This is a genomic window from Fusobacterium sp. SYSU M8D902 (assembly GCF_040199715.1).
Lineage (GTDB): Bacteria > Fusobacteriota > Fusobacteriia > Fusobacteriales > Fusobacteriaceae > Fusobacterium_A.
This window is the reverse complement of record NZ_JBEFNA010000036.1, coordinates 1-17611: the sequence shown is the minus strand read 5'-3', so window position 1 is coordinate 17611 and position 17611 is coordinate 1. Positions and strand designations below refer to the sequence as shown.

The 17611-nt window shown below is 31.2% G+C and carries 22 protein-coding genes; 14 read left to right on the top strand and 8 right to left on the bottom strand.

Annotated elements, in window-relative coordinates; genetic code table 11:
- Positions 1-97 precede the first annotated feature (97 nt).
- Both ABNK64_RS10120 and ABNK64_RS10115 read left to right on the top strand, forming a co-directional pair.
- The gene (locus ABNK64_RS10120) at positions 98-1459 is read left to right on the top strand and encodes an MATE family efflux transporter (protein ID WP_349764283.1); all 1362 of its coding nucleotides are present in this window, start codon (positions 98-100) and stop codon (positions 1457-1459) included.
- Between the two features lie 28 nt (positions 1460-1487).
- Positions 1488-2261: a glucose 1-dehydrogenase gene (locus ABNK64_RS10115; protein ID WP_300341196.1), complete on the top strand. Its 774-nt coding sequence runs from the start codon at positions 1488-1490 to the stop codon at positions 2259-2261.
- An 8-nt stretch (positions 2262-2269) separates the two neighbouring features.
- Here the strand turns inward: ABNK64_RS10115 and ABNK64_RS10110 are convergent, their stop codons facing one another.
- The 6 genes from ABNK64_RS10110 to ABNK64_RS10085 all read right to left on the bottom strand — a co-directional run bounded on the left by ABNK64_RS10110 (position 2270) and on the right by ABNK64_RS10085 (position 7043).
- Positions 2270-2803 (bottom strand): DUF2250 domain-containing protein, encoded by a 534-nt coding sequence (locus ABNK64_RS10110; RefSeq protein WP_300341199.1) that lies wholly within the window; start codon positions 2801-2803, stop codon positions 2270-2272.
- 115 nt (positions 2804-2918) lie between these two features.
- Positions 2919-3374: a SoxR reducing system RseC family protein gene (locus tag ABNK64_RS10105; protein ID WP_291254999.1), complete on the bottom strand. Its 456-nt coding sequence runs from the start codon at positions 3372-3374 to the stop codon at positions 2919-2921.
- 93 nt (positions 3375-3467) lie between these two features.
- Positions 3468-4016, bottom strand: coding sequence for a hypothetical protein (locus ABNK64_RS10100; RefSeq protein WP_291255000.1), 549 nt, complete (start codon positions 4014-4016; stop codon positions 3468-3470).
- Between the two features lie 13 nt (positions 4017-4029).
- Positions 4030-5379: a citrate lyase holo-[acyl-carrier protein] synthase gene (gene citX / locus ABNK64_RS10095; protein ID WP_349764282.1), complete on the bottom strand. Its 1350-nt coding sequence runs from the start codon at positions 5377-5379 to the stop codon at positions 4030-4032.
- Position 5380: 1 nt separating this feature from the next.
- Complete coding sequence (gene citC, locus ABNK64_RS10090; RefSeq protein WP_349764281.1) at positions 5381-6415, bottom strand: [citrate (pro-3S)-lyase] ligase; 1035 nt, start codon at positions 6413-6415, stop codon at positions 5381-5383.
- A gap of 25 nt (positions 6416-6440) precedes the next feature.
- Entirely contained in the window at positions 6441-7043 is a 603-nt protein-coding gene (locus ABNK64_RS10085) for a hypothetical protein (protein WP_291255003.1), read from the bottom strand.
- A gap of 197 nt (positions 7044-7240) precedes the next feature.
- Between ABNK64_RS10085 and accD the strand changes: the two genes are divergently transcribed.
- From accD to ABNK64_RS10050, 7 genes are all read left to right on the top strand, one after another.
- Positions 7241-8137: an acetyl-CoA carboxylase, carboxyltransferase subunit beta gene (accD, locus tag ABNK64_RS10080; RefSeq protein ID WP_349764280.1), complete on the top strand. Its 897-nt coding sequence runs from the start codon at positions 7241-7243 to the stop codon at positions 8135-8137.
- Between the two features lie 14 nt (positions 8138-8151).
- A complete protein-coding gene (locus ABNK64_RS10075; protein WP_291255005.1) occupies positions 8152-9102 on the top strand; it encodes an acetyl-CoA carboxylase carboxyltransferase subunit alpha in 951 nt (316 codons plus the stop codon).
- A gap of 16 nt (positions 9103-9118) precedes the next feature.
- Complete coding sequence (gene pfkA, locus ABNK64_RS10070) at positions 9119-10087, top strand: 6-phosphofructokinase (RefSeq protein ID WP_291255006.1); 969 nt, start codon at positions 9119-9121, stop codon at positions 10085-10087.
- A 19-nt stretch (positions 10088-10106) separates the two neighbouring features.
- Positions 10107-10412: a DUF496 family protein gene (locus tag ABNK64_RS10065; RefSeq protein ID WP_291255007.1), complete on the top strand. Its 306-nt coding sequence runs from the start codon at positions 10107-10109 to the stop codon at positions 10410-10412.
- A 127-nt stretch (positions 10413-10539) separates the two neighbouring features.
- Positions 10540-11133 carry a recombination mediator RecR gene (recR, locus tag ABNK64_RS10060; protein WP_291255008.1) on the top strand — a complete coding sequence of 198 codons (594 nt, stop codon included), beginning with the start codon at positions 10540-10542 and terminating at the stop codon, positions 11131-11133.
- 45 nt (positions 11134-11178) lie between these two features.
- Entirely contained in the window at positions 11179-12399 is a 1221-nt protein-coding gene (gene hydF / locus ABNK64_RS10055; RefSeq protein WP_349764279.1) for a [FeFe] hydrogenase H-cluster maturation GTPase HydF, read from the top strand.
- A 3-nt stretch (positions 12400-12402) separates the two neighbouring features.
- A complete protein-coding gene (locus ABNK64_RS10050) occupies positions 12403-12816 on the top strand; it encodes a hypothetical protein (RefSeq protein ID WP_291255010.1) in 414 nt (137 codons plus the stop codon).
- A 141-nt stretch (positions 12817-12957) separates the two neighbouring features.
- Here ABNK64_RS10050 and ABNK64_RS10045 read toward each other — a convergent pair whose 3' ends face one another.
- Positions 12958-13722 (bottom strand): EI24 domain-containing protein, encoded by a 765-nt coding sequence (locus ABNK64_RS10045; protein ID WP_349764278.1) that lies wholly within the window; start codon positions 13720-13722, stop codon positions 12958-12960.
- Position 13723: 1 nt separating this feature from the next.
- Entirely contained in the window at positions 13724-14347 is a 624-nt protein-coding gene (locus ABNK64_RS10040) for a histidine phosphatase family protein (protein WP_300391280.1), read from the bottom strand.
- An 84-nt stretch (positions 14348-14431) separates the two neighbouring features.
- Here ABNK64_RS10040 and kdsB point away from each other — a divergent pair, with 84 nt between their 5' ends.
- The 5 genes from kdsB to ABNK64_RS10015 all read left to right on the top strand — a co-directional run.
- Positions 14432-15172: a 3-deoxy-manno-octulosonate cytidylyltransferase gene (kdsB, locus tag ABNK64_RS10035; protein WP_300341232.1), complete on the top strand. Its 741-nt coding sequence runs from the start codon at positions 14432-14434 to the stop codon at positions 15170-15172.
- A gap of 18 nt (positions 15173-15190) precedes the next feature.
- Positions 15191-16768: a SpoIID/LytB domain-containing protein gene (locus tag ABNK64_RS10030; RefSeq protein WP_349764277.1), complete on the top strand. Its 1578-nt coding sequence runs from the start codon at positions 15191-15193 to the stop codon at positions 16766-16768.
- 148 nt (positions 16769-16916) lie between these two features.
- A complete protein-coding gene (locus tag ABNK64_RS10025; RefSeq protein WP_300341238.1) occupies positions 16917-17141 on the top strand; it encodes a FeoA domain-containing protein in 225 nt (74 codons plus the stop codon).
- Positions 17142-17230: 89 nt separating this feature from the next.
- Entirely contained in the window at positions 17231-17461 is a 231-nt protein-coding gene (locus tag ABNK64_RS10020) for a FeoA family protein (protein WP_291255016.1), read from the top strand.
- Between the two features lie 22 nt (positions 17462-17483).
- The coding region (locus ABNK64_RS10015; protein ID WP_300343294.1) for a FeoB small GTPase domain-containing protein at positions 17484-17611 on the top strand (128 nt) is incomplete at its 3' end.

Sequence of the window (17611 nt, the reverse complement as noted above, 5' to 3'; positions counted from 1 at the left end):
AGGAAAAATAATCTTCGACAAATTATTATACTACAAAGGATTAGGAGTGGTTCAGATAAATTAAAGTTAACAGAAACTGATTGTTATGGGGGAGATAATGATGAAAATATCAAACGACTTAGGAAGGGATTCGATTTTAAGTCTTGTATTAAAATTAGCAATACCAGCAATGTTATCTCAATTGGTAAACCTATTATACAGTATAATAGATAGAATGTATATTGGTAATATTCCAGATATAGGAGGACTTGCATTAGCTGGAGTTGGGGTTTGTGGACCTATTGTCACTTTTTTAGCATCCTTCGGTACCTTGATTGGACTAGGGGGATCGATCAATATGTCAATAAAGATGGGAGCAAATGAAAATGAAGAGGCTAAGAGAATTTTATCAAATAGTTTCTTAGGTCTATCAGTGATTGGAGTAGTATTGACTATTCTTTTTTTAATGATAAAAGATAGATTGATTATGTTATTTGGGGCAAGTAGTATAACATTTCCATATGCAAATACATATTTAACAATATATACTCTTGGAAGTTTTTTTGCAATAATGGCAATAGGATTAAACTTTTTTATAACCTGTCAGGGATTCTCAACTATTGGAATGTTAACAGTAATTATAGGTGCAATTATGAATATAATTTTAGATACCATATTCATATTTGTTTTTAAAATGGGTGTGGCTGGAGCAGCTTGGGCAACAGTAATATCTCAATTTTGCTCCTTTTTATTTGCCTTTTTATTTTTAACAGGAAAGAGAATTCCAATTAAGATTACCTATGGAAACTACTCACTAAATTTGATAAAAAAGATTGTAACATTTGGATTTTCACCATTTTTTATTTTGGCAACAGATAGTTTGATATTAATTATATTAAACTCTATGCTACAAAAATTTGGTGGGAGAGGAGAGGGAGATCTATTAATATCAGCAGCTACAATAATTCAAAGCTATCTGCTACTGATAACGGGACCTCTTTTGGGTTTAACTAATGGAACTCAACCAATATTGAGTTATAACTATGGTGCTAGAGATATAACTAGAGTAAAATTAGCTGAAAAATACACACTGATTTTTGCTCTTTTATTAACAACGACTATGTTTATTTTGACTAAGTATCTAGCTCCAGGATTTGTACATTTTTTTACTTCAGAGGAGAGATTGGTAAATCTTTCATTATGGGGTATAAATGCAAGTGTTTTAGCAGTTATTCCACTCTCATTTCAGTACTGTTTTGTAGATGGATTTACTGCTGTAGGAAGGGTAAAAACAGCCTTTTGTCTATCTATTTTTAGAAAATTTACATATATGTTAAGTACATATCTACTACCACTATTTTTTATAGCTAGATCAGCTTTCTATGCTCAACCAATAGCAGATATGTGTGGAACAGTAGCTTCTTGTATTACATTTTATTTTATATTTAATAAACATTTGAACAGAAGAAGATTAAATTAAAAATTCTTTATTGTAAGGAGTGATGGTTATGAAGATAACAGATGCATATGATTTAAAGGGAAAAGTAGCTATAGTTACTGGTGCTGGAGATGGAATAGGAAAAGCCAGTGCTTTAAAATTAGCTGAAGCAGGAGCAAATGTAGTTTGTAGTGATCTAGATGAAGAGAAAGCTAAAGCTGTAGCAGAAGAGGCTAAAAAATATGGTGTTGAAGCTTTAGGAATAAAATGTAATGTTTTATTTGAAGAGGAACTAGAAAATCTAGTGAAAACTACAGTTGAAAAATTTGGTAAAGTTAATATTCTAGTAAATAATGCTGGAGGTGGAGGAGGAGGTCGTGAAAATATTGAATCTCTTACTCTAGAATACATCACAAAAATTTATACATTAAATGTATTCAGTGGAATTATTCTAACTAAGTTATGTGCTCCATATATGAAAAAAGATGGATATGGTTCAATTATAAATATAAGTTCAATGTCTTCTGATATGGTAAGTCACGATATGATAATATATGGAAGTTCTAAAGCAGCAGTAAATCAGATGACAAAATATGCTTCATATGATTTAGGACCTGAGATAAGAGTTAATGCAATAGGACCTGGAGCTATAAAGACAAGAGCTTTAGCAAGTGTTCTTACTCCTGAAATAGAGAAAAATATGTTGAAAAATACTCCACTAAAAAGATTGGGAGATGTAGAGGATATAGCTATGACTGTATTATACTTTGCAAGTCCAGCATCAGCTTGGACAAGTGGACAAGTTATCTTTGTCAATGGTGGTGGAATACAGGAGCTAGATTAAAGAAAAATTTAGCTCAAGACCACAACATTAGGTAGTAATTTAATTTTTTCAATTTTATTTTTTTCTACCTTTCCTCTTAAAGTTACTGTTTTATCATAGGTTTTTTCTAAGGTAAAAAACTCTTCTTTAAGAATATTTTTTATAGGATTCTCCTGAGAATATGGAAAATCAATAACACAATCTATTGAAGTTGATTCCATAGACTCAGGATTATCCAAAATATTTTGAAGAGCTTTGTTATAAGTTTTAAAAGCTTCTCTTACAGAGTTGTCAGTTATAGCCAAAGATTTAGCTAATTGCTCACCTTTTTTAGTAAGTTTGTAATAGGTGTGATTTCTGTGCTTTGTTACAGTGTTTGCCTCTTTGGTTTTATAAGAGACCATAATATTTTCAACACGCTCTAAAATCTTTTCAGCTACTAATTTTTTAACACACTCTTTTACTAAATTTTGATTTTCAAGTATTCTATTTGCTAATTTTGATATAAATGTGGGACCAATACTATCAATAGTACTAATAATTTTAATCTCTAATTTATCCATAATATACCTCTTTAAAAATAAGATAGATTTTAATTATATCATACATAAAAAGATTACACAATAAAAAAACTGCAGCTATATCTTGTAAAATAAGAGAATAGATGCAGTTGATTTTTTACCAAGCATTTTTATTTTTACAACTATCTGTCATAGTTGAAGTGTCTTCTTTTTCAATTGAGATAATCTCTATTTCTGCATTAGGTCTTTTTTTAACAACTAATTTATCATAGAAGAATAGAGCCACAAAAGAGAGAAGTAAAGCAACAAAACTAAATACAATACTTTTGTTCTCAGAAAGATTCAGGATTTTTTCACCGAAGAAGTAACCAGCAATCATTGCGATAGCAGGAAAAACATAGGCAATTGAAGCAGCTTTTATAACTTTACCAGCTGAGATTTCAAAAGTGACAGTATCTCCAATTTCAGCTTTCATATCAGTTGTAAATTCAAAATCCTTACCATATTTACTATCTCCACTACAACCACTGCAGTGTGAACAAGCTGTATCTTTATAAAGTTTAACAATAATTTTATTTCCGTCAATTTTTTTTATAATACCTTTATTTAACATTCCTTACCACCTTTTAATTTTTACTCTTTTTAGATTATACCACAAAATTCCATAAAAATTTAGAATTATTTAAAATAAATAAAAAACCTAGCCTTAGAATAGGCTAGGTAAAACTCCTAAAATTAAAAAAATTATAGAAAATTTAAGATCTTCAATTAGTTCATCTTTTTTTGTAAGATGGATCTCATTAAAAAAACTGTTTTTTTGTAATTTATGAAGTAAAATGGAGATTAGAGATATACACATATATCCACAAGTGAAAAAAACAATATCTAAGTAATCAAAAGTTCCTAACATAGTTCCATGCCCACCAAAATATTTTTGAACAAACTCCAAACCCACCATAAACATATAAATAAGTGTAAATATTATGAAATGTATAGTATAAAATTTTCTATCCACAAGTAGAGCAGCTCCAAAGGAGAATAACCACAGTCCATCTGGAAGTGAGTAGACACTCCAAAGAGGTAGGTGTTTACGATAGGACCAAGCCAACTCTCTCAATGAGATTATATGCTCATATATTACAGGATGGGTTGAAAAAAACTTGAAGTAAAATAGATTTTTACTTCGATATAATAGATAGATTCCAATTCCTAAAAATAGAGGAAATAGAATTAAAAATACTTTTCCCTTTTTCATTTTTTTCACCTCGTTAGTAAAAGTAAGTTAAGATCTTATGAAAAAATATGGTAACCGCCAATAGATCAGCACTTCCCCCTGGACTTATATTTTTTTGAATATACTTATTCTCCAATTCAAATAAAAAATCTAAACTGTAATTGAATACTCCACCACTTTCAAAAATAGCTTTCATCTCTTTTTTAACATCTTCTAATACCTCTAAATTATGACGATAGACAATGGTACTATCCATCACCTTGCTCATTAGATATATCAGAGTGTGAACTGAGGCTTTATTTATATCAGCACTCTCTTTTAATGCAGAATTAAAAACAAGAAGAGCACCACTAAAAATGATATCCAATCCATTTTTTACCTCTCCACGTATTCCAGTGAATTTATGAGAGAGAAAAAGTTTTTCTCCATGAGTGAGAGTTTTTTTTGTGTCAATGTTTTCAAAATCCTTAAGTATATCCCTAGTCATTTGAGATATGAGAGTTTGAATATTTTTGAAATCTTTATTTTGATAGAGAGTACGAGAAGTAGCTCCCACCACTATTCCTAAAAGAAATATCATACCTTTGTGAGTATTTACCCCATCAGTTGCTTGAAACATCTTTTTCTCAGTTTCTTTTCCAATCTCTCTAAGCCTTTTGAAAGCAATATCTAAAGGAAGATCTGAAAATGTTATTTCAGCCATCTTTTTAAAACCATCTTTTAGTATAAAAGAGCTTTTTAAAAAGGTAAGGAGATTCATATCTTTATGAGCCCCTTGAGTAAGAGGTGTAACTAGACCAAAACCAGGAAAACTAGATACCTCATAAATCATACTTTCCAAAGAGAGATCAGCTATTGTATTGATAGTAACTTCACGTCTTTTTAAGAAATTTTGGTATGCTATATATTTAGAGTTAATCTTATCTTTAATCTCAGAATGAGAGTGTTTCATACTTCTACCACAGGCGAAAGCTAAATCATCACAGATGAGACATTTTCTCTTGGGAAGATTGAAGTCACTTCTAGAGATACCTGTACCTTCAGTTGTATAAACATCTAAATCTACACATCTACCTAAAATATGTTTCTCTTCAAACTGTATAGTTAGTTCTTTTATAGACTTGGGATCTAAATTTATAAAGTAAAGATATATTTTTCCCTCTAAATTTTCAATAACCTCTTTTTTTATCAATCTCTCTTTGAAGAGTATTTCCATCTCTTTAGCCACAATCTCTGTTATCTCAATAGGTATACTTTCCCACTTATTTTCTCCTGGATAATTAGCTCTAATGGTGAGAAGAGGAAGTGAATATCTCTCTAAAAGTGAGTTTTGTAACTGTACTCTTTTCTCTCTGTCATCTAAAAATTTATTTAAATCAAACATATTAACAAGGAGAAACCTGCATTCTGAGTTTTTCTCCTATCTCCTTTCCTTCAGAACTAGTTAAAAAATCAAATGTAGTAGTTGGAACTAAAGTTTTAAGCTCCTCAAAATTTTTAGACTTGAGTAACTCTCTTACATAAGAGGCACTGATAATCTTACCATCTATCTTCTTTCTTGGAATAACAATAACTTCAATACCGAACTTTGGAAGAGTGTTTTTTAACATCTCGTTATAGTGATTAGTAACTTTACAATTAGGTTCATCTCCCACATATCTTCTATCTATATTCAGTATCTTTCCAAACTTTTCACCACAGATTGTAGCATCTAGCTTTGTGTACTCAGCTAAATGATCATCTTCTCTCTTTAGGAAATAGTTGGGAAAAGTTGCAGATGAGATGAGATAGTCAGTACCTGGGATAACTTTCACATTTTTTAGATGAGTTGTTCCCTTTTTTACAAGTTCATACCTGACTTTAAATGGGAAGATAGATCTATCCTCTTCAACTACAAAAACTAAGACCTCTTTGTTTTCTGAAGCTACTTTTTCAATAAGAAATTGATGTCCTAAGGTAAAGGGATTACAATTCATAACAAGCATAGCTCTTTTTTCATTTGTGTCAATATTATAGTTAGTTTTAATCTTTTCCAATACTTTGAGAATACTCTTATTTCCCATCTCCATAAGAATAACTTTATCAGTATGAGCTATCTCTCTATAGCCCATACCTCTAAAAAGCTCTTGATTTTCTATCTTGGTAAAGACTTTGCTATTTAGAAACCCCTCATCAAACATCTTATTTATAATATTTGTAAGGAGTTGGGTAGATAGTCCTTCACCTTGACAGCTACTATCTATGGCAAAACATTTAACAATATTTTTCTCTTTAGAAGCAGTTGCAATAATCTTGTTATTATCTCGAATAATAACTGTATAGTCAATATTTTTATCATATTTTAAATCAAATTTTTTTAAAAAGGTAGTGACCTCTTCAATCTCCTGTTTATTAATTAAACTTATCTTATCAACACCCAAATAATTTCCCCCTAAAAATTAAATTTTAATCAATTATTTCATCATCTTCAGATTGATTCTCACCATTTTTTATAGGAGCTCCAATCTGTATATCTCCAATTTTATTTTTAATATTATTTAATTTTCCAGAAATATCACTTAAATATCCAGTGAAAACTTGTTTAGAAACTTGATTGATCTTCTCTCTATCAACAGCAAATAGAGAGTATACTGATGAATCATTCTCCCAAGCTCCCTTTTGAGTAGCAGATTTTAAGGATAGATCTATAACATAATCAGATAGATCGTTTAGTACAGGAGAGATAATACCTTTTGAGTAAGTATCAGTATTCAACATAAAAGTATTAAAGTTAATTTTAACCTCTTTTTTAATCTGCTCCTTTAGTAGTTCTTTAGCATTTTTGTTAGCTTTAGCCTGAGCAATTAAAGCTCCACTTTTATCAATTCCAGAGTAACCAACAGCAAATAATTCATTTTCAGGATTGATCTTAGTAGCAATCTGTTCCTGTAAGGCAATAGGTATAGTAGGATTTTTTTTAGGTAGATTTTCATCAATAAAATTATTAATTGAAGTACAACCAGTTAAACTAAAAGAAATTATAGCAATAAAAAGTAAAAATGTTTTCATAAAAAATTCCCTCCAAAAAAAATTAAAAAAATTTTAAAATACAAGTGTATTCTATAAAGCCCCAATTTTAAACAGTTTAAAGGCTTGTTATTAATTTTATTTTATAATATTAATGGAGTAAAAGCAAATAATTATTGAAATAATTGAAAAAATCCGATAAAATTAAATATCGGCAAGGGGAATAAGAGGAGGCAAAAATGGGATTTTTTTCTTTAAGTAAAAAGAATTTTTCATTAAATAGTAGAAAAAAGTATGTAACATTAACAATAGAAGATAAAGAAGAGAGTAAAAAAGAGGAGAGCAAACATATAGATAATAATCCAACAGGGCTTTGGGTAAAATGTCCAGAGTGTCAGGAGATATTGTATAAAGAGGATCTTGAAAAGAATCAAAAAAAATGTCCGAAGTGTGATTATTATTTTAGAATGACAGCTAGAGAGAGAATAGAATTATTGATAGATAAGGATAGTTTTGTAGAAGAGGATGCCAATCTATTCTCTAACAATCCGTTAAATTTTCCTAACTATGAGGAAAAGAATAAAAAAGCTCAAGAGGATTGTGGAATGAATGAGGGAGTGATCTCTGGAACAGGAACTATAAAGGGAATAGAGGTCAGTATAGCAGTGATGGACTTCAACTTTATGGGTGGAAGTATGGGATCTGTTGTTGGTGAGAAGATAACTAGAGCAATGGAGAGAGGATTAGAGAGAAAAATTCCAGTAATAGTTGTGTGTACATCTGGAGGAGCTAGAATGCATGAGGGATTGTTCTCATTGATGCAGATGACAAAGACTTCAGCAGCAGCAGAGAGATTGAGAGCAGCAGGGATACCATATATAGCAATACCTGTAAATCCTACTACTGGTGGAGTAACAGCTTCATTTGCTATGTTGGGAGATATAATAGTGAGTGAACCTAAAGCTACAATAGGATTTGCTGGAAGAAGGGTTATAGAGCAGACAATTAAACAGAAACTTCCTGATGAATTTCAAACGAGTGAGTTTTTATTGAAAAATGGAATGGTTGATGTAATAACAAAGAGAGAGGATATGAAAAATACACTATATACCATTTTAAATAATTTGATAGGGTAGCATTGGGAGGAAAAATGGAATTTGAAAAAGAGTTACTTGAAATAAAGAGTAAGATAAATGAGTTAGAGAGTTTTTCTAAAGAAAAAGGAATCGATTTAAAAGAGCAGATTGAGAAATTAGAGAAAGAGTATGAGGCAAAATTAAAAGAAAAGTATAAGAATTTGAGCTCTTGGGACAAAGTTTTTGTTTCAAGACACCCAGAGAGACCATATACTTTAGATTATATTGAAAATATGACAACAGATTTTATAGAGCTTCATGGAGATAGATTGTTTGGAGATGATCCAGCAATAGTTGGTGGATTGTGTAGAATAGATGGGAAAAAAATTATGGTAATAGGTCATCAAAAAGGAAGAACTGTTGATGAAAAATTATACAGAAACTTTGGTATGCCTAATCCTGAAGGTTATAGAAAAGCCTTGAGATTATATAAGATGGCAGAGAGATTTAATATCCCAATACTGTGTCTAATAGATACTCCAGGAGCTTATCCAGGTCTAGAAGCAGAAGAGCGTGGACAGGGAGAAGCCATTGCAAGAAATCTAATGGAGATGGCAGGAGTAAAAGTTCCTATTATATCAGTTGTAATAGGAGAAGGTGGAAGTGGTGGAGCACTTGCTCTAAGTGTGGCAGACAGAATATTTATGCTGGAGAATTCAGTTTATTCTGTAATTTCCCCAGAGGGTTGTGCAGCCATTTTATATAAAGATGCCTCTAAAGCTCCCGAAGCAGCAGAAAATTTAAAAATTTCTGCACAAAATCTATATGAATTAAAGATAATAGATGGTATAATAGAGGAGCCAGTAGGAGGAGCACATAGAGATTACAAATGTATAGCTCTTAACCTAAAAAATGTCATTTTATCATCATTTTTAGAATTAGAAAAAATATCAGTAGAAGAACTTTTAGAAAATAGGTATAATAAATATAGGGAAATAGGTTCTTTTATTGTAAATGAGAATTAAAGGAGAGTTATTGGTAATGGAAAAGAAAATAGCAATTTTAACAAGTGGAGGAGATGCTCCAGGAATGAATGCAGCCATTAGAGCAGCAGCAAAAACTGCAATGGCAAAAGGAATGAAAGTATACGGTATTCAAAGAGGATACTTAGGTATGCTAAATGATGAGATATTTCCAATGGACGGAGGATACGTATCTGGTATAATTGACAGAGGTGGAACTTGTTTATTAACAGCTAGATGTTTAGAATTTAAAGATCCTAAATTTAGAGCAATAGCAGCTCAAAACTTAAAGAAAAGAGGAATAGAAGGTCTAGTTGTAATAGGAGGAGATGGTTCTTATCATGGAGCTGACCTATTATCAAAAGAGCATGGAATAAAAGTTGTAGGTATTCCAGGAACTATAGACAATGATATTAAAGGGACAGATTATACACTAGGTTTTGATACTTGTTTAAATACAATACTTGATGCTATCTCTAAAATAAGAGATACAGCAACATCTCACGAGAGAACAATACTGGTAGAAGTAATGGGAAGACACGCAGGAGACTTAGCTTTACAAGCTTGTTTAGCAGGTGGAGGAGATGGACTTTTAATACCAGAAATGGATAACCCAATTGAGTTATTAGCTTTCCAAATTAAAGAGAGAAGAAAACAAGGAAAATTACATGATATAGTTTTAGTAGCTGAGGGAGTAGGAAAGGTTCAAGATGTAGAGGATGCTCTTAAAGAGAAGATAACTACTGAGGTTAGAAGCGTTGTTTTAGGACACGTACAAAGAGGGGGAACTCCTTCAGGATTTGATAGAGTATTAGCAACTAGAATGGGAGCTAAAGCAGTAGAATTATTAGAAAATGGAGAGGGAGGAGTAATGGTTGGAATAGAGAACAACAAAATCATAACTCATCCAATATCTTATGCTTGGGATGGAGAGAGAAATTATGACTTCAGACCAGATTATGAATTAGCTCTTCTTTTAGCAAAATAGTAGTATATGGAGGGAAAAAATGGTAGATAACGTATTAGAATTAGTAAGAAAAGAGAGAAGAAAAAATAAAATAAAAAGAGAGATCGAAGATAACGATAAAAAGATCAGAGACAATAGAAAAAGAGTGGAGTTACTATGTAACTTAAAAGAGTATGTAAAGCCAAATATGAACTATGAAGAATTTGTAGATATATTAGAAAATATGCAGTCAGATTATGAGGATAGAGTAGATGACTATATTATCAAAAATGCTGAGTTAGGAAAAGAGAGAAGAGATATCAACAAATCTCTAAAAGAGTTAAAAAAAGCTTTAAAAGAAGCATAGTTTAGTTATTGATAGTTGTGTGAAGTATGTACTTTACACAACTATTTTTTATTGCTAAAAAAAGGTTGAAGAAGAGATGAAAATTTGAGATAATATTAATATAATTAGTATAGTTTGAGGAGTGAAAATGGCAACAAAAAGTTTAGAGAGATTGATAGATGAATTTAATAAGCTTCCAGGAATAGGAAGAAAAAGTGCTGCAAGATTAGCTTTTCATATATTAGAGATGAATGAGGAGCAAGTTGAAAAATTTATAGAAGCACTTAGAGGAGCGAAGGAAGTTATAAAAAGATGCCCTAAATGTGGGGATTTTTGTGAAAAAGATCTGTGTGAGATCTGTTCAGATGAATTAAGAGATAAGGAAACTATCTGTGTAGTAGAGGATAGTAGAGATATAGTATCCTTTGAAAAAATGGGGAAATACAAGGGGCTATATCATGTATTAGGTGGAAAGATAGCACCTTTAAATGGAATAACTCCAGATAAGTTAAACATTAAATCTTTATTGGAAAGAGTAGCCACTGAGGAGATACAAGAGGTAATATTAGCATTAAATCCAGATTTAGAAGGGGAGACAACATCTCTATATCTAACTAAATTATTAAAGCCTTTTGGAATAAAAGTGACAAAGATAGCTAGTGGAATTCCAATGGGAGGAAATATAGAGTTTGCTGATAGTGCTACAATATCTAAGGCATTAGATGGAAGGCAAGAAGTTTAGACACAAATTAGACATAAAAAAAGAGTAGAATAAGGGAGAGTAGTTATGATAGATACACCGAGGGGGAACAGAGTACATATAGCAATCTTTGGTAGAACAAATGCTGGGAAATCAAGTATTATAAATAAAATAACAAATCAAAATATATCATTGGTATCAGATATGAGAGGAACTACAACAGATCCTGTGTATAAGGCAATGGAGTTATTACCAATAGGTCCAGTTGTGTTTATAGATACTGCTGGTGTAGATGATATGAGTGAGATAGGTGCACTTAGAGTAGAGAAGACAAAAGAAGTCTTAGCAAAGATGGATATAGCTATCTTAGTCTTATCAAGTGAGATTTTTTTGGAGAAGAGAGCTTTAGATTATGAAAAAGATTGGCTTCAAGAGATTAAAAAGAGAGAGAAACCATATATAGTTCTTTTGAATAAGATAGACTTATTGAAGGATTCAGAGAGAATCACTTTTATAAAAGAGATAGAGAGTGAATTGAAGTGTGAAGTTAATGAGATAACTACATTAAGTGGTGAAGATATAAAAAAGATAAAGGAAAAACTCGTAGAGTATTCACCAAAGCTCATAAACGAAGAGAGATTGATAGGGGATAAGATAAAAATTGGAGATAAGATATTATTAGTGGCTCCACAGGATATACAAGCACCTAAGGGAAGGTTGATACTACCTCAAGTGCAGGTAATTAGAGATATCTTGGATAACGGGGGAATACCTACAGTTGTAACTCTTGATAATCTTGATGAGGGATTGAAGATATTTCAAAATAGACCTGACTTGGTGATAACTGATTCGCAAGTTTTTGGAGTAGTAAATAAAAAATTAGGAAGAGATATAAAGTTGACATCATTCTCCATAATAATGGCGAGAGCTAAAGGGGATTTAGAGACTTTGTATGAAGGAGCTAAAAAAATAAATCAATTGAAAATTGGTGATAGCATTCTGATTGCTGAAGCTTGCACTCATCATCAATTGAAGGGGGATATAGCTAGAGAGAAATTACCACAGCTTTTGAAGAGTAAAGTTGGAGATATAAATATAGAAAATTGTTCAGGGAAGGATTTTCCGAAAGATATATCAAAATATAGTTTAATAATCCATTGTGGTTCTTGTATGTTGAATAGAAGTGAAACATTGAGTAGATTAAAAGAATCAACAGATAAGAATATACCAATCACAAATTTTGGAATGGCAATTGCAGAGATCAATGGAATATTAGATAGAGTGATGGAGATATTTTTAAGGAGGTAAAAAATGAGGAAAGTAGTATTAGGAATGATGTTATTGGTGGGAACAATAGCACAAGCAAGTTGGTGGGGAGGTCTAAATAGTGGAACAAGAGCAGCTATTATTGGTGGATCAGCTTTGATTTTAAATAATTCATACCAAAATAGTGAATTGAAACATCAAAGAGATTTAGACAATCTTGATACACAGATTAGAAGAGATTATGAAAAGCAAGCAGTTGCAGAGAATGCTCATAGAAAATATAGTGGATCGGGAGTGCCAGCAAGATTAAGATATCCAGATGCCAATAACTATAGTGGACAAGGTTATGAAAGAGAGATGAGACGTAGTTCAAATCAAACTGGAAAAGTTATATTTTCTGATGGAAAAACTCAGATAATTGAGTTGGCAGATGGAACAAGAATAACATTAAATCAATAAAAAATGGCTGTATAATAAATAGTGTATCAGAATTTTTCAAGATTCTGATACACTATTTTTTCTATTTTTGTAAAAATTGAAATAATATAAAATTTCTTTGATTTTTAGACCTTTTTAAATATAGAATAATTTTCTAATAAATTACTTCATTTCAAGTTTTGGTATCTTAATCCCCTCTTTTTTTAGTAGCTCCAATGTGATTGAAGTTGTAGCTATACAAGTGGTGATTGGAGCTAGAAAGATTCCAAGTAAAGGTATAAAGAATAAAAGGGTGAAGATACCACCACAGAGTGTAGCCTCTACTCTATATTTTTTTAGGAAATTCAAACTCTCTTCAGGAGTTAAATTGTGTCTTTCTAAAGTATAATCCATAAAAGAAAAACCTGTGAAATAACTCTGTATTAGAAAGATCAAAATAGGTATTATAAGATTGATGGGAAAGATAAAGCTAAGCAGTAAAATTAATATAGTTCCCAATATCTGTTTGAAAAAACTTTTTATACCAATATTGATTCCACGAAGTATAAAGTTAAAATTATCTCTCATTGTAAAGTTAAAAGTAACATCAGTCAAGTAGCTTTCAACTTTTTCAGACATATAGCTCAAAATTGGAGATAAAACTATTATCAAAATAGATTTATACACTAAGTAGTATAAAAAAACAGAGCAAACCCATATTAAAATTCTAATAAAAACGAATATAAATGAGTGGTAATGTTGCAGTTTAAACATATTTTCTAGTGAGGTACTGATATTTAATGAGAGTATGTTACTCAACCAGATAAAAATTAGAAATAATCCAATACTTATAAATCCTGGAATGAAATAGAATTTCTTTAACTTTGCTCTTCTTATAATTTCAAAAGAGTTAAAAAAAGCATTAAAAACTAATGTAAAAGCTCTCATATTACTCCATTCCTTCAAGATGTGTCACATCAGAGAAAAGCTCTACACTAAACTTACCATCAGTGTAATCAACTATTGAAAGACTTGTGTTTTTAGGTACAGAGAACTCCCCTAACTCCTCAAGAGTAAGATTATTAACTATCTTGAATATAGCTTTCAATGTTATTCCGTGAGATACTACTGCAACAATATCATCTTTTTTATGCTTAGATATTATTTTGTTTATCCCTTTTTCAACTCTCTCTATTAAATGAGGGTAAGTTTCACCATTATAAGGTGTGGGATCATACTCTTTAGGATTTAAAAAGAAATCATGGAATTGTTTTGGATAACGTTCCTCAAACTCCTCTCTATTAACTCCCTCCATCTCTCCAACAGAGATCTCCTTAAATTCATCAATAAACTCTATTTTGATATCTCTATCTCCAATGATATGCTCAGATGTTTCAATAGTTCTTCCTAAAGGAGAAGAATAAAAACTTGTAAAAGGAACAGTTTTTAATTTTTCACCCAATTTTTTAGCCTGTTCTCTTCCTTTTTCAGTAAGAGGTGAGTTTGAAGAGCCTTGGAAAATTCTAAGAGTATTCCAAACAGTCTCACCATGTCTAATAAAATAAATTTTCATAATTTTGTCCTTCCTATTTTAATATTAAAAGATATTTGATATAATTATACTATATATTTTACTTGATTTTTAGGAGGTTGTAAAATGAAATTTTTAGGAGTGATACCATCAAGATATGCCTCAACAAGATTAGAGGGTAAACCTTTGAAAGATATTTGTGGTCATACTATGGTAGAGTGGGTGTATAAAAGAGCTAAATTATCTGATTTAGATGAGGTAGTAGTGGCAACAGATGATGAGAGAATCTACAAGGAGGTTGAAAGATTTGGAGGAAAAGTTGTTCTTACTAGAAAGGATCATGAAAATGGAACTAGTAGAATAGCAGAAGTGTGTGAAAAATATAAGGATTATGATGTGATAGTAAATATTCAAGGAGATGAGCCTCTAATAGAGAAAGATATGATTAACTCAATAATAAACTCTTTTAAAGAGGATGAGAGCATTCCAATGAGTACATTGAAATATAAATTGGAAACAATGGAAGATATAGAGAATCCCAATTATGTAAAGGTAGTTACAGATAAGAATGGATATGCTATATATTTTTCAAGAAGTGTTATTCCATATCCAAGAAAATTGAATTTACAAAATTATTATAAACATGTTGGAATCTATGGATATAAGAGAGATTTTGTAATAGAGTATGCTAAAATGGAGCCAACAGCTTTGGAGCTATCAGAATCATTGGAGCAGTTGAGAGCTATAGAAAATGGATATAAGATAAAAGTGATGGAGACACCTTATAAGATATTGGGTGTAGATACTCAAGAGGAGTTAGAAAAAGTTAGAGAATACATTGATAAAAATGGAATAAAACTATATTAGAGAGAAGAGGAGAAAAGAGTGTTGAAAAAGATAGTTGGGTTAATTGTTTTGGTAGTATCTCTAATAGGTTGTACTTCAACAAAAGAGTATAAAGAGATAGATAAAGTACCATTTAGAGTGGAGAAAAATAAAACTAAAAGTGGAGATTACAGTTTAGATTATAGTTTTTTTGAGGATAGAAACTTACCTATTCCCAATAATTTTACTGGGAAGCCATCAGAGTATTTAATAGCTAGAAATGACACTTTAAAAAAATATGGATATGATTTTTTTGAAGGAGATGATGAGGAGAAAGCACTTAAATTCTATAAAGATCTAGAGGTAAGAGGGTATGGAGATAACTCAGCATATTGGAGATGGAAGGTAGTTTTAGATAAAGATGATTTTTTTAAGGCTATTGAAAATAATTTAGAATCTGTGTATAGAGGAAGACCAAGAGAGGTGTTGACACTTTCACAAGGAAGCTGGAAATCTCTAAAAATAACAGTTGGAAGTGTTGGAAGAGTTAAAAATGTAGAGGTTGCTGGAAGAGGTAGATCTGGAGTTGTAACTTATATCTTGGTAACTACAACTGAACATAAGTATTTGATAGCAAAAGAGTTAAATATTAGAAAACTTTTTGCTCTGAATAAAAAGAGGGCTGAAAGTAGCAGTGACATTCTTCTCTATGGAGCAAAGGGTGGAGCTAAGGAGTATCAAGCAAATCCAATAAGAAGGAATATAACTCTATTTCCGTCAGCATATTTTTCAATGGAGTACAGTGGTAATAGAGTAGCTATCTATGGTGGTGGTTATGGTCATGGGGTTGGAATGTCTCAGTATGCAGCTTCAGACTTAGCTAAGAATCACGACTATAACTATAAACAGATCTTGGATAGAAATTACCCAAATACAAAATTAAAAAATATGTATTCACTAAAAGGAGTTGGAAAAATCATAAATGTTGGGATAACTAACTCAGCTAGGGGAATGGATCATAGTAAGGTAGTATTATCAAGTAATGGAAAGATGAGAATAAATGGATCTGGTTTTAAAATAGATGTCCCAGCTAAACAAAAAATAGTGGTGGAAAATAAAGGAAACAGATTGTGGATAAGTGTAAATGGTAAACATAGAGTGAAAACAGTGAATTCTGTAAATATAACTGCTCATGGTTATTACATAACTTTGGAAGATGTTAGAAGAGGACACACTTCTATGCCAAGATACAGAGGGGATATGAAGTTAAATCTATCTAAAACTAATTCAAAGGGAATAAGAGTAATAAATCAGGTTAAGATAGAGGATTATTTGAAACAGGTAGTTCCAAGTGAGATGCCAGAGAGTTTTGGATTGGAAGCTTTAAAAGCTCAAGCAGTAGCAGCTAGAACATATGCACTAAGTGATTATATGAAAAATAGATATGAAGCAGATGGTTTCCATGTAAAAGACACAACAGAGAGTCAAGTTTATAATAATGCAAATGAGAATGAAAACTCAATAAAAGCTATTGAGGCAACAGCTGGTAAGGTTTTGATGAGTGGAGATAGACCAGTAGATGCAAAATATTTTTCTACATCAAGTGGATTTACAGAGGCATCAAATTATATCTGGTAAAAAAGATATTTAAACTTTTGAATTATTGATCAAATTTTGAAAAAATATTTCTATTTTCAAAGGTTTTATATTGACAATTTTTTATTTATAGCATATAATTATTAGAGAAAAAGATAGATTGACTTTATGCAAAGAGGAGGGGATTATAATGGTACCTTTATGTTTTGCAGAATTAAACAAAGATTTCCTCATTAAAGAGATAAAGGGTCAAAGAGGCTCTAAATGCTGTTTGGTCAATAAGGGATTATGTGTTGGAAATAAAGTAAGAGTGATGAATGGCAGTGGTGGTTGCTTTGTAGTAAAAGTAAATGACACTATAAAATATGCACTTAATTTTAGTTTAGCTAATAAAATATTATTACAAGAGATATAACTTACGAGAACAGCCTGTATAGGCTGTTCTTATTTACCGATAAAGTTTGAAATTCAAAGAATTTAAAGTTGATATATGGAGGAAAACAAATGAAATTGTGTGACTTGAAAAACGGAGAGAAAGCTAGAATCATAAAAATTGGAAGAATTGGAGAGCTAAAGAAGAGATTAGTAGATATGGGAGTAACTGCTGGTGAGACTATTAAGTTAGAGAGAAATGCTCCTTTAGGGGATCCACAAGAGTATATCGTGAAGAGTACAGGGATAGCAATAAGAAAAGAAGATGCAAAAAATATTGAAGTAGAAAAGGTTGAAGAATAATTAAAGTAGAGGAGAGAAGGAAATGATAAAATTAGCATTTACAGGGAATCCAAACGTAGGAAAATCAGCTTTGATCAATGCTATTGCAGGTTCAAAATTAAAAGTAGGAAACTGGCCTGGGGTAACAGTAGAGAAGAAAGAAGCAACATT

Excerpts from the sequence above, each read along its gene's own strand:
- ABNK64_RS10120 (WP_349764283.1), top strand. The coding sequence starts at position 98 with ATGATGAAAATATCAAACGACTTAGGAAGGGATTCGATTTTAAGTCTT.
- ABNK64_RS10115 (WP_300341196.1), top strand. The coding sequence starts at position 1,488 with ATGAAGATAACAGATGCATATGATTTAAAGGGAAAAGTAGCTATAGTT.
- ABNK64_RS10110 (WP_300341199.1), bottom strand. The coding sequence starts at position 2,803 with ATGGATAAATTAGAGATTAAAATTATTAGTACTATTGATAGTATTGGT.
- ABNK64_RS10105 (WP_291254999.1), bottom strand. The coding sequence starts at position 3,374 with ATGTTAAATAAAGGTATTATAAAAAAAATTGACGGAAATAAAATTATT.
- ABNK64_RS10100 (WP_291255000.1), bottom strand. The coding sequence starts at position 4,016 with ATGAAAAAGGGAAAAGTATTTTTAATTCTATTTCCTCTATTTTTAGGA.
- citX (WP_349764282.1), bottom strand. The coding sequence starts at position 5,379 with ATGTTTGATTTAAATAAATTTTTAGATGACAGAGAGAAAAGAGTACAG.
- ABNK64_RS10085 (WP_291255003.1), bottom strand. The coding sequence starts at position 7,043 with ATGAAAACATTTTTACTTTTTATTGCTATAATTTCTTTTAGTTTAACT.
- accD (WP_349764280.1), top strand. The coding sequence starts at position 7,241 with ATGGGATTTTTTTCTTTAAGTAAAAAGAATTTTTCATTAAATAGTAGA.
- ABNK64_RS10075 (WP_291255005.1), top strand. The coding sequence starts at position 8,152 with ATGGAATTTGAAAAAGAGTTACTTGAAATAAAGAGTAAGATAAATGAG.
- pfkA (WP_291255006.1), top strand. The coding sequence starts at position 9,119 with ATGGAAAAGAAAATAGCAATTTTAACAAGTGGAGGAGATGCTCCAGGA.
- ABNK64_RS10065 (WP_291255007.1), top strand. The coding sequence starts at position 10,107 with ATGGTAGATAACGTATTAGAATTAGTAAGAAAAGAGAGAAGAAAAAAT.
- recR (WP_291255008.1), top strand. The coding sequence starts at position 10,540 with ATGGCAACAAAAAGTTTAGAGAGATTGATAGATGAATTTAATAAGCTT.
- hydF (WP_349764279.1), top strand. The coding sequence starts at position 11,179 with ATGATAGATACACCGAGGGGGAACAGAGTACATATAGCAATCTTTGGT.
- ABNK64_RS10050 (WP_291255010.1), top strand. The coding sequence starts at position 12,403 with ATGAGGAAAGTAGTATTAGGAATGATGTTATTGGTGGGAACAATAGCA.
- ABNK64_RS10045 (WP_349764278.1), bottom strand. The coding sequence starts at position 13,722 with ATGAGAGCTTTTACATTAGTTTTTAATGCTTTTTTTAACTCTTTTGAA.
- ABNK64_RS10040 (WP_300391280.1), bottom strand. The coding sequence starts at position 14,347 with ATGAAAATTTATTTTATTAGACATGGTGAGACTGTTTGGAATACTCTT.
- kdsB (WP_300341232.1), top strand. The coding sequence starts at position 14,432 with ATGAAATTTTTAGGAGTGATACCATCAAGATATGCCTCAACAAGATTA.
- ABNK64_RS10025 (WP_300341238.1), top strand. The coding sequence starts at position 16,917 with ATGGTACCTTTATGTTTTGCAGAATTAAACAAAGATTTCCTCATTAAA.
- ABNK64_RS10020 (WP_291255016.1), top strand. The coding sequence starts at position 17,231 with ATGAAATTGTGTGACTTGAAAAACGGAGAGAAAGCTAGAATCATAAAA.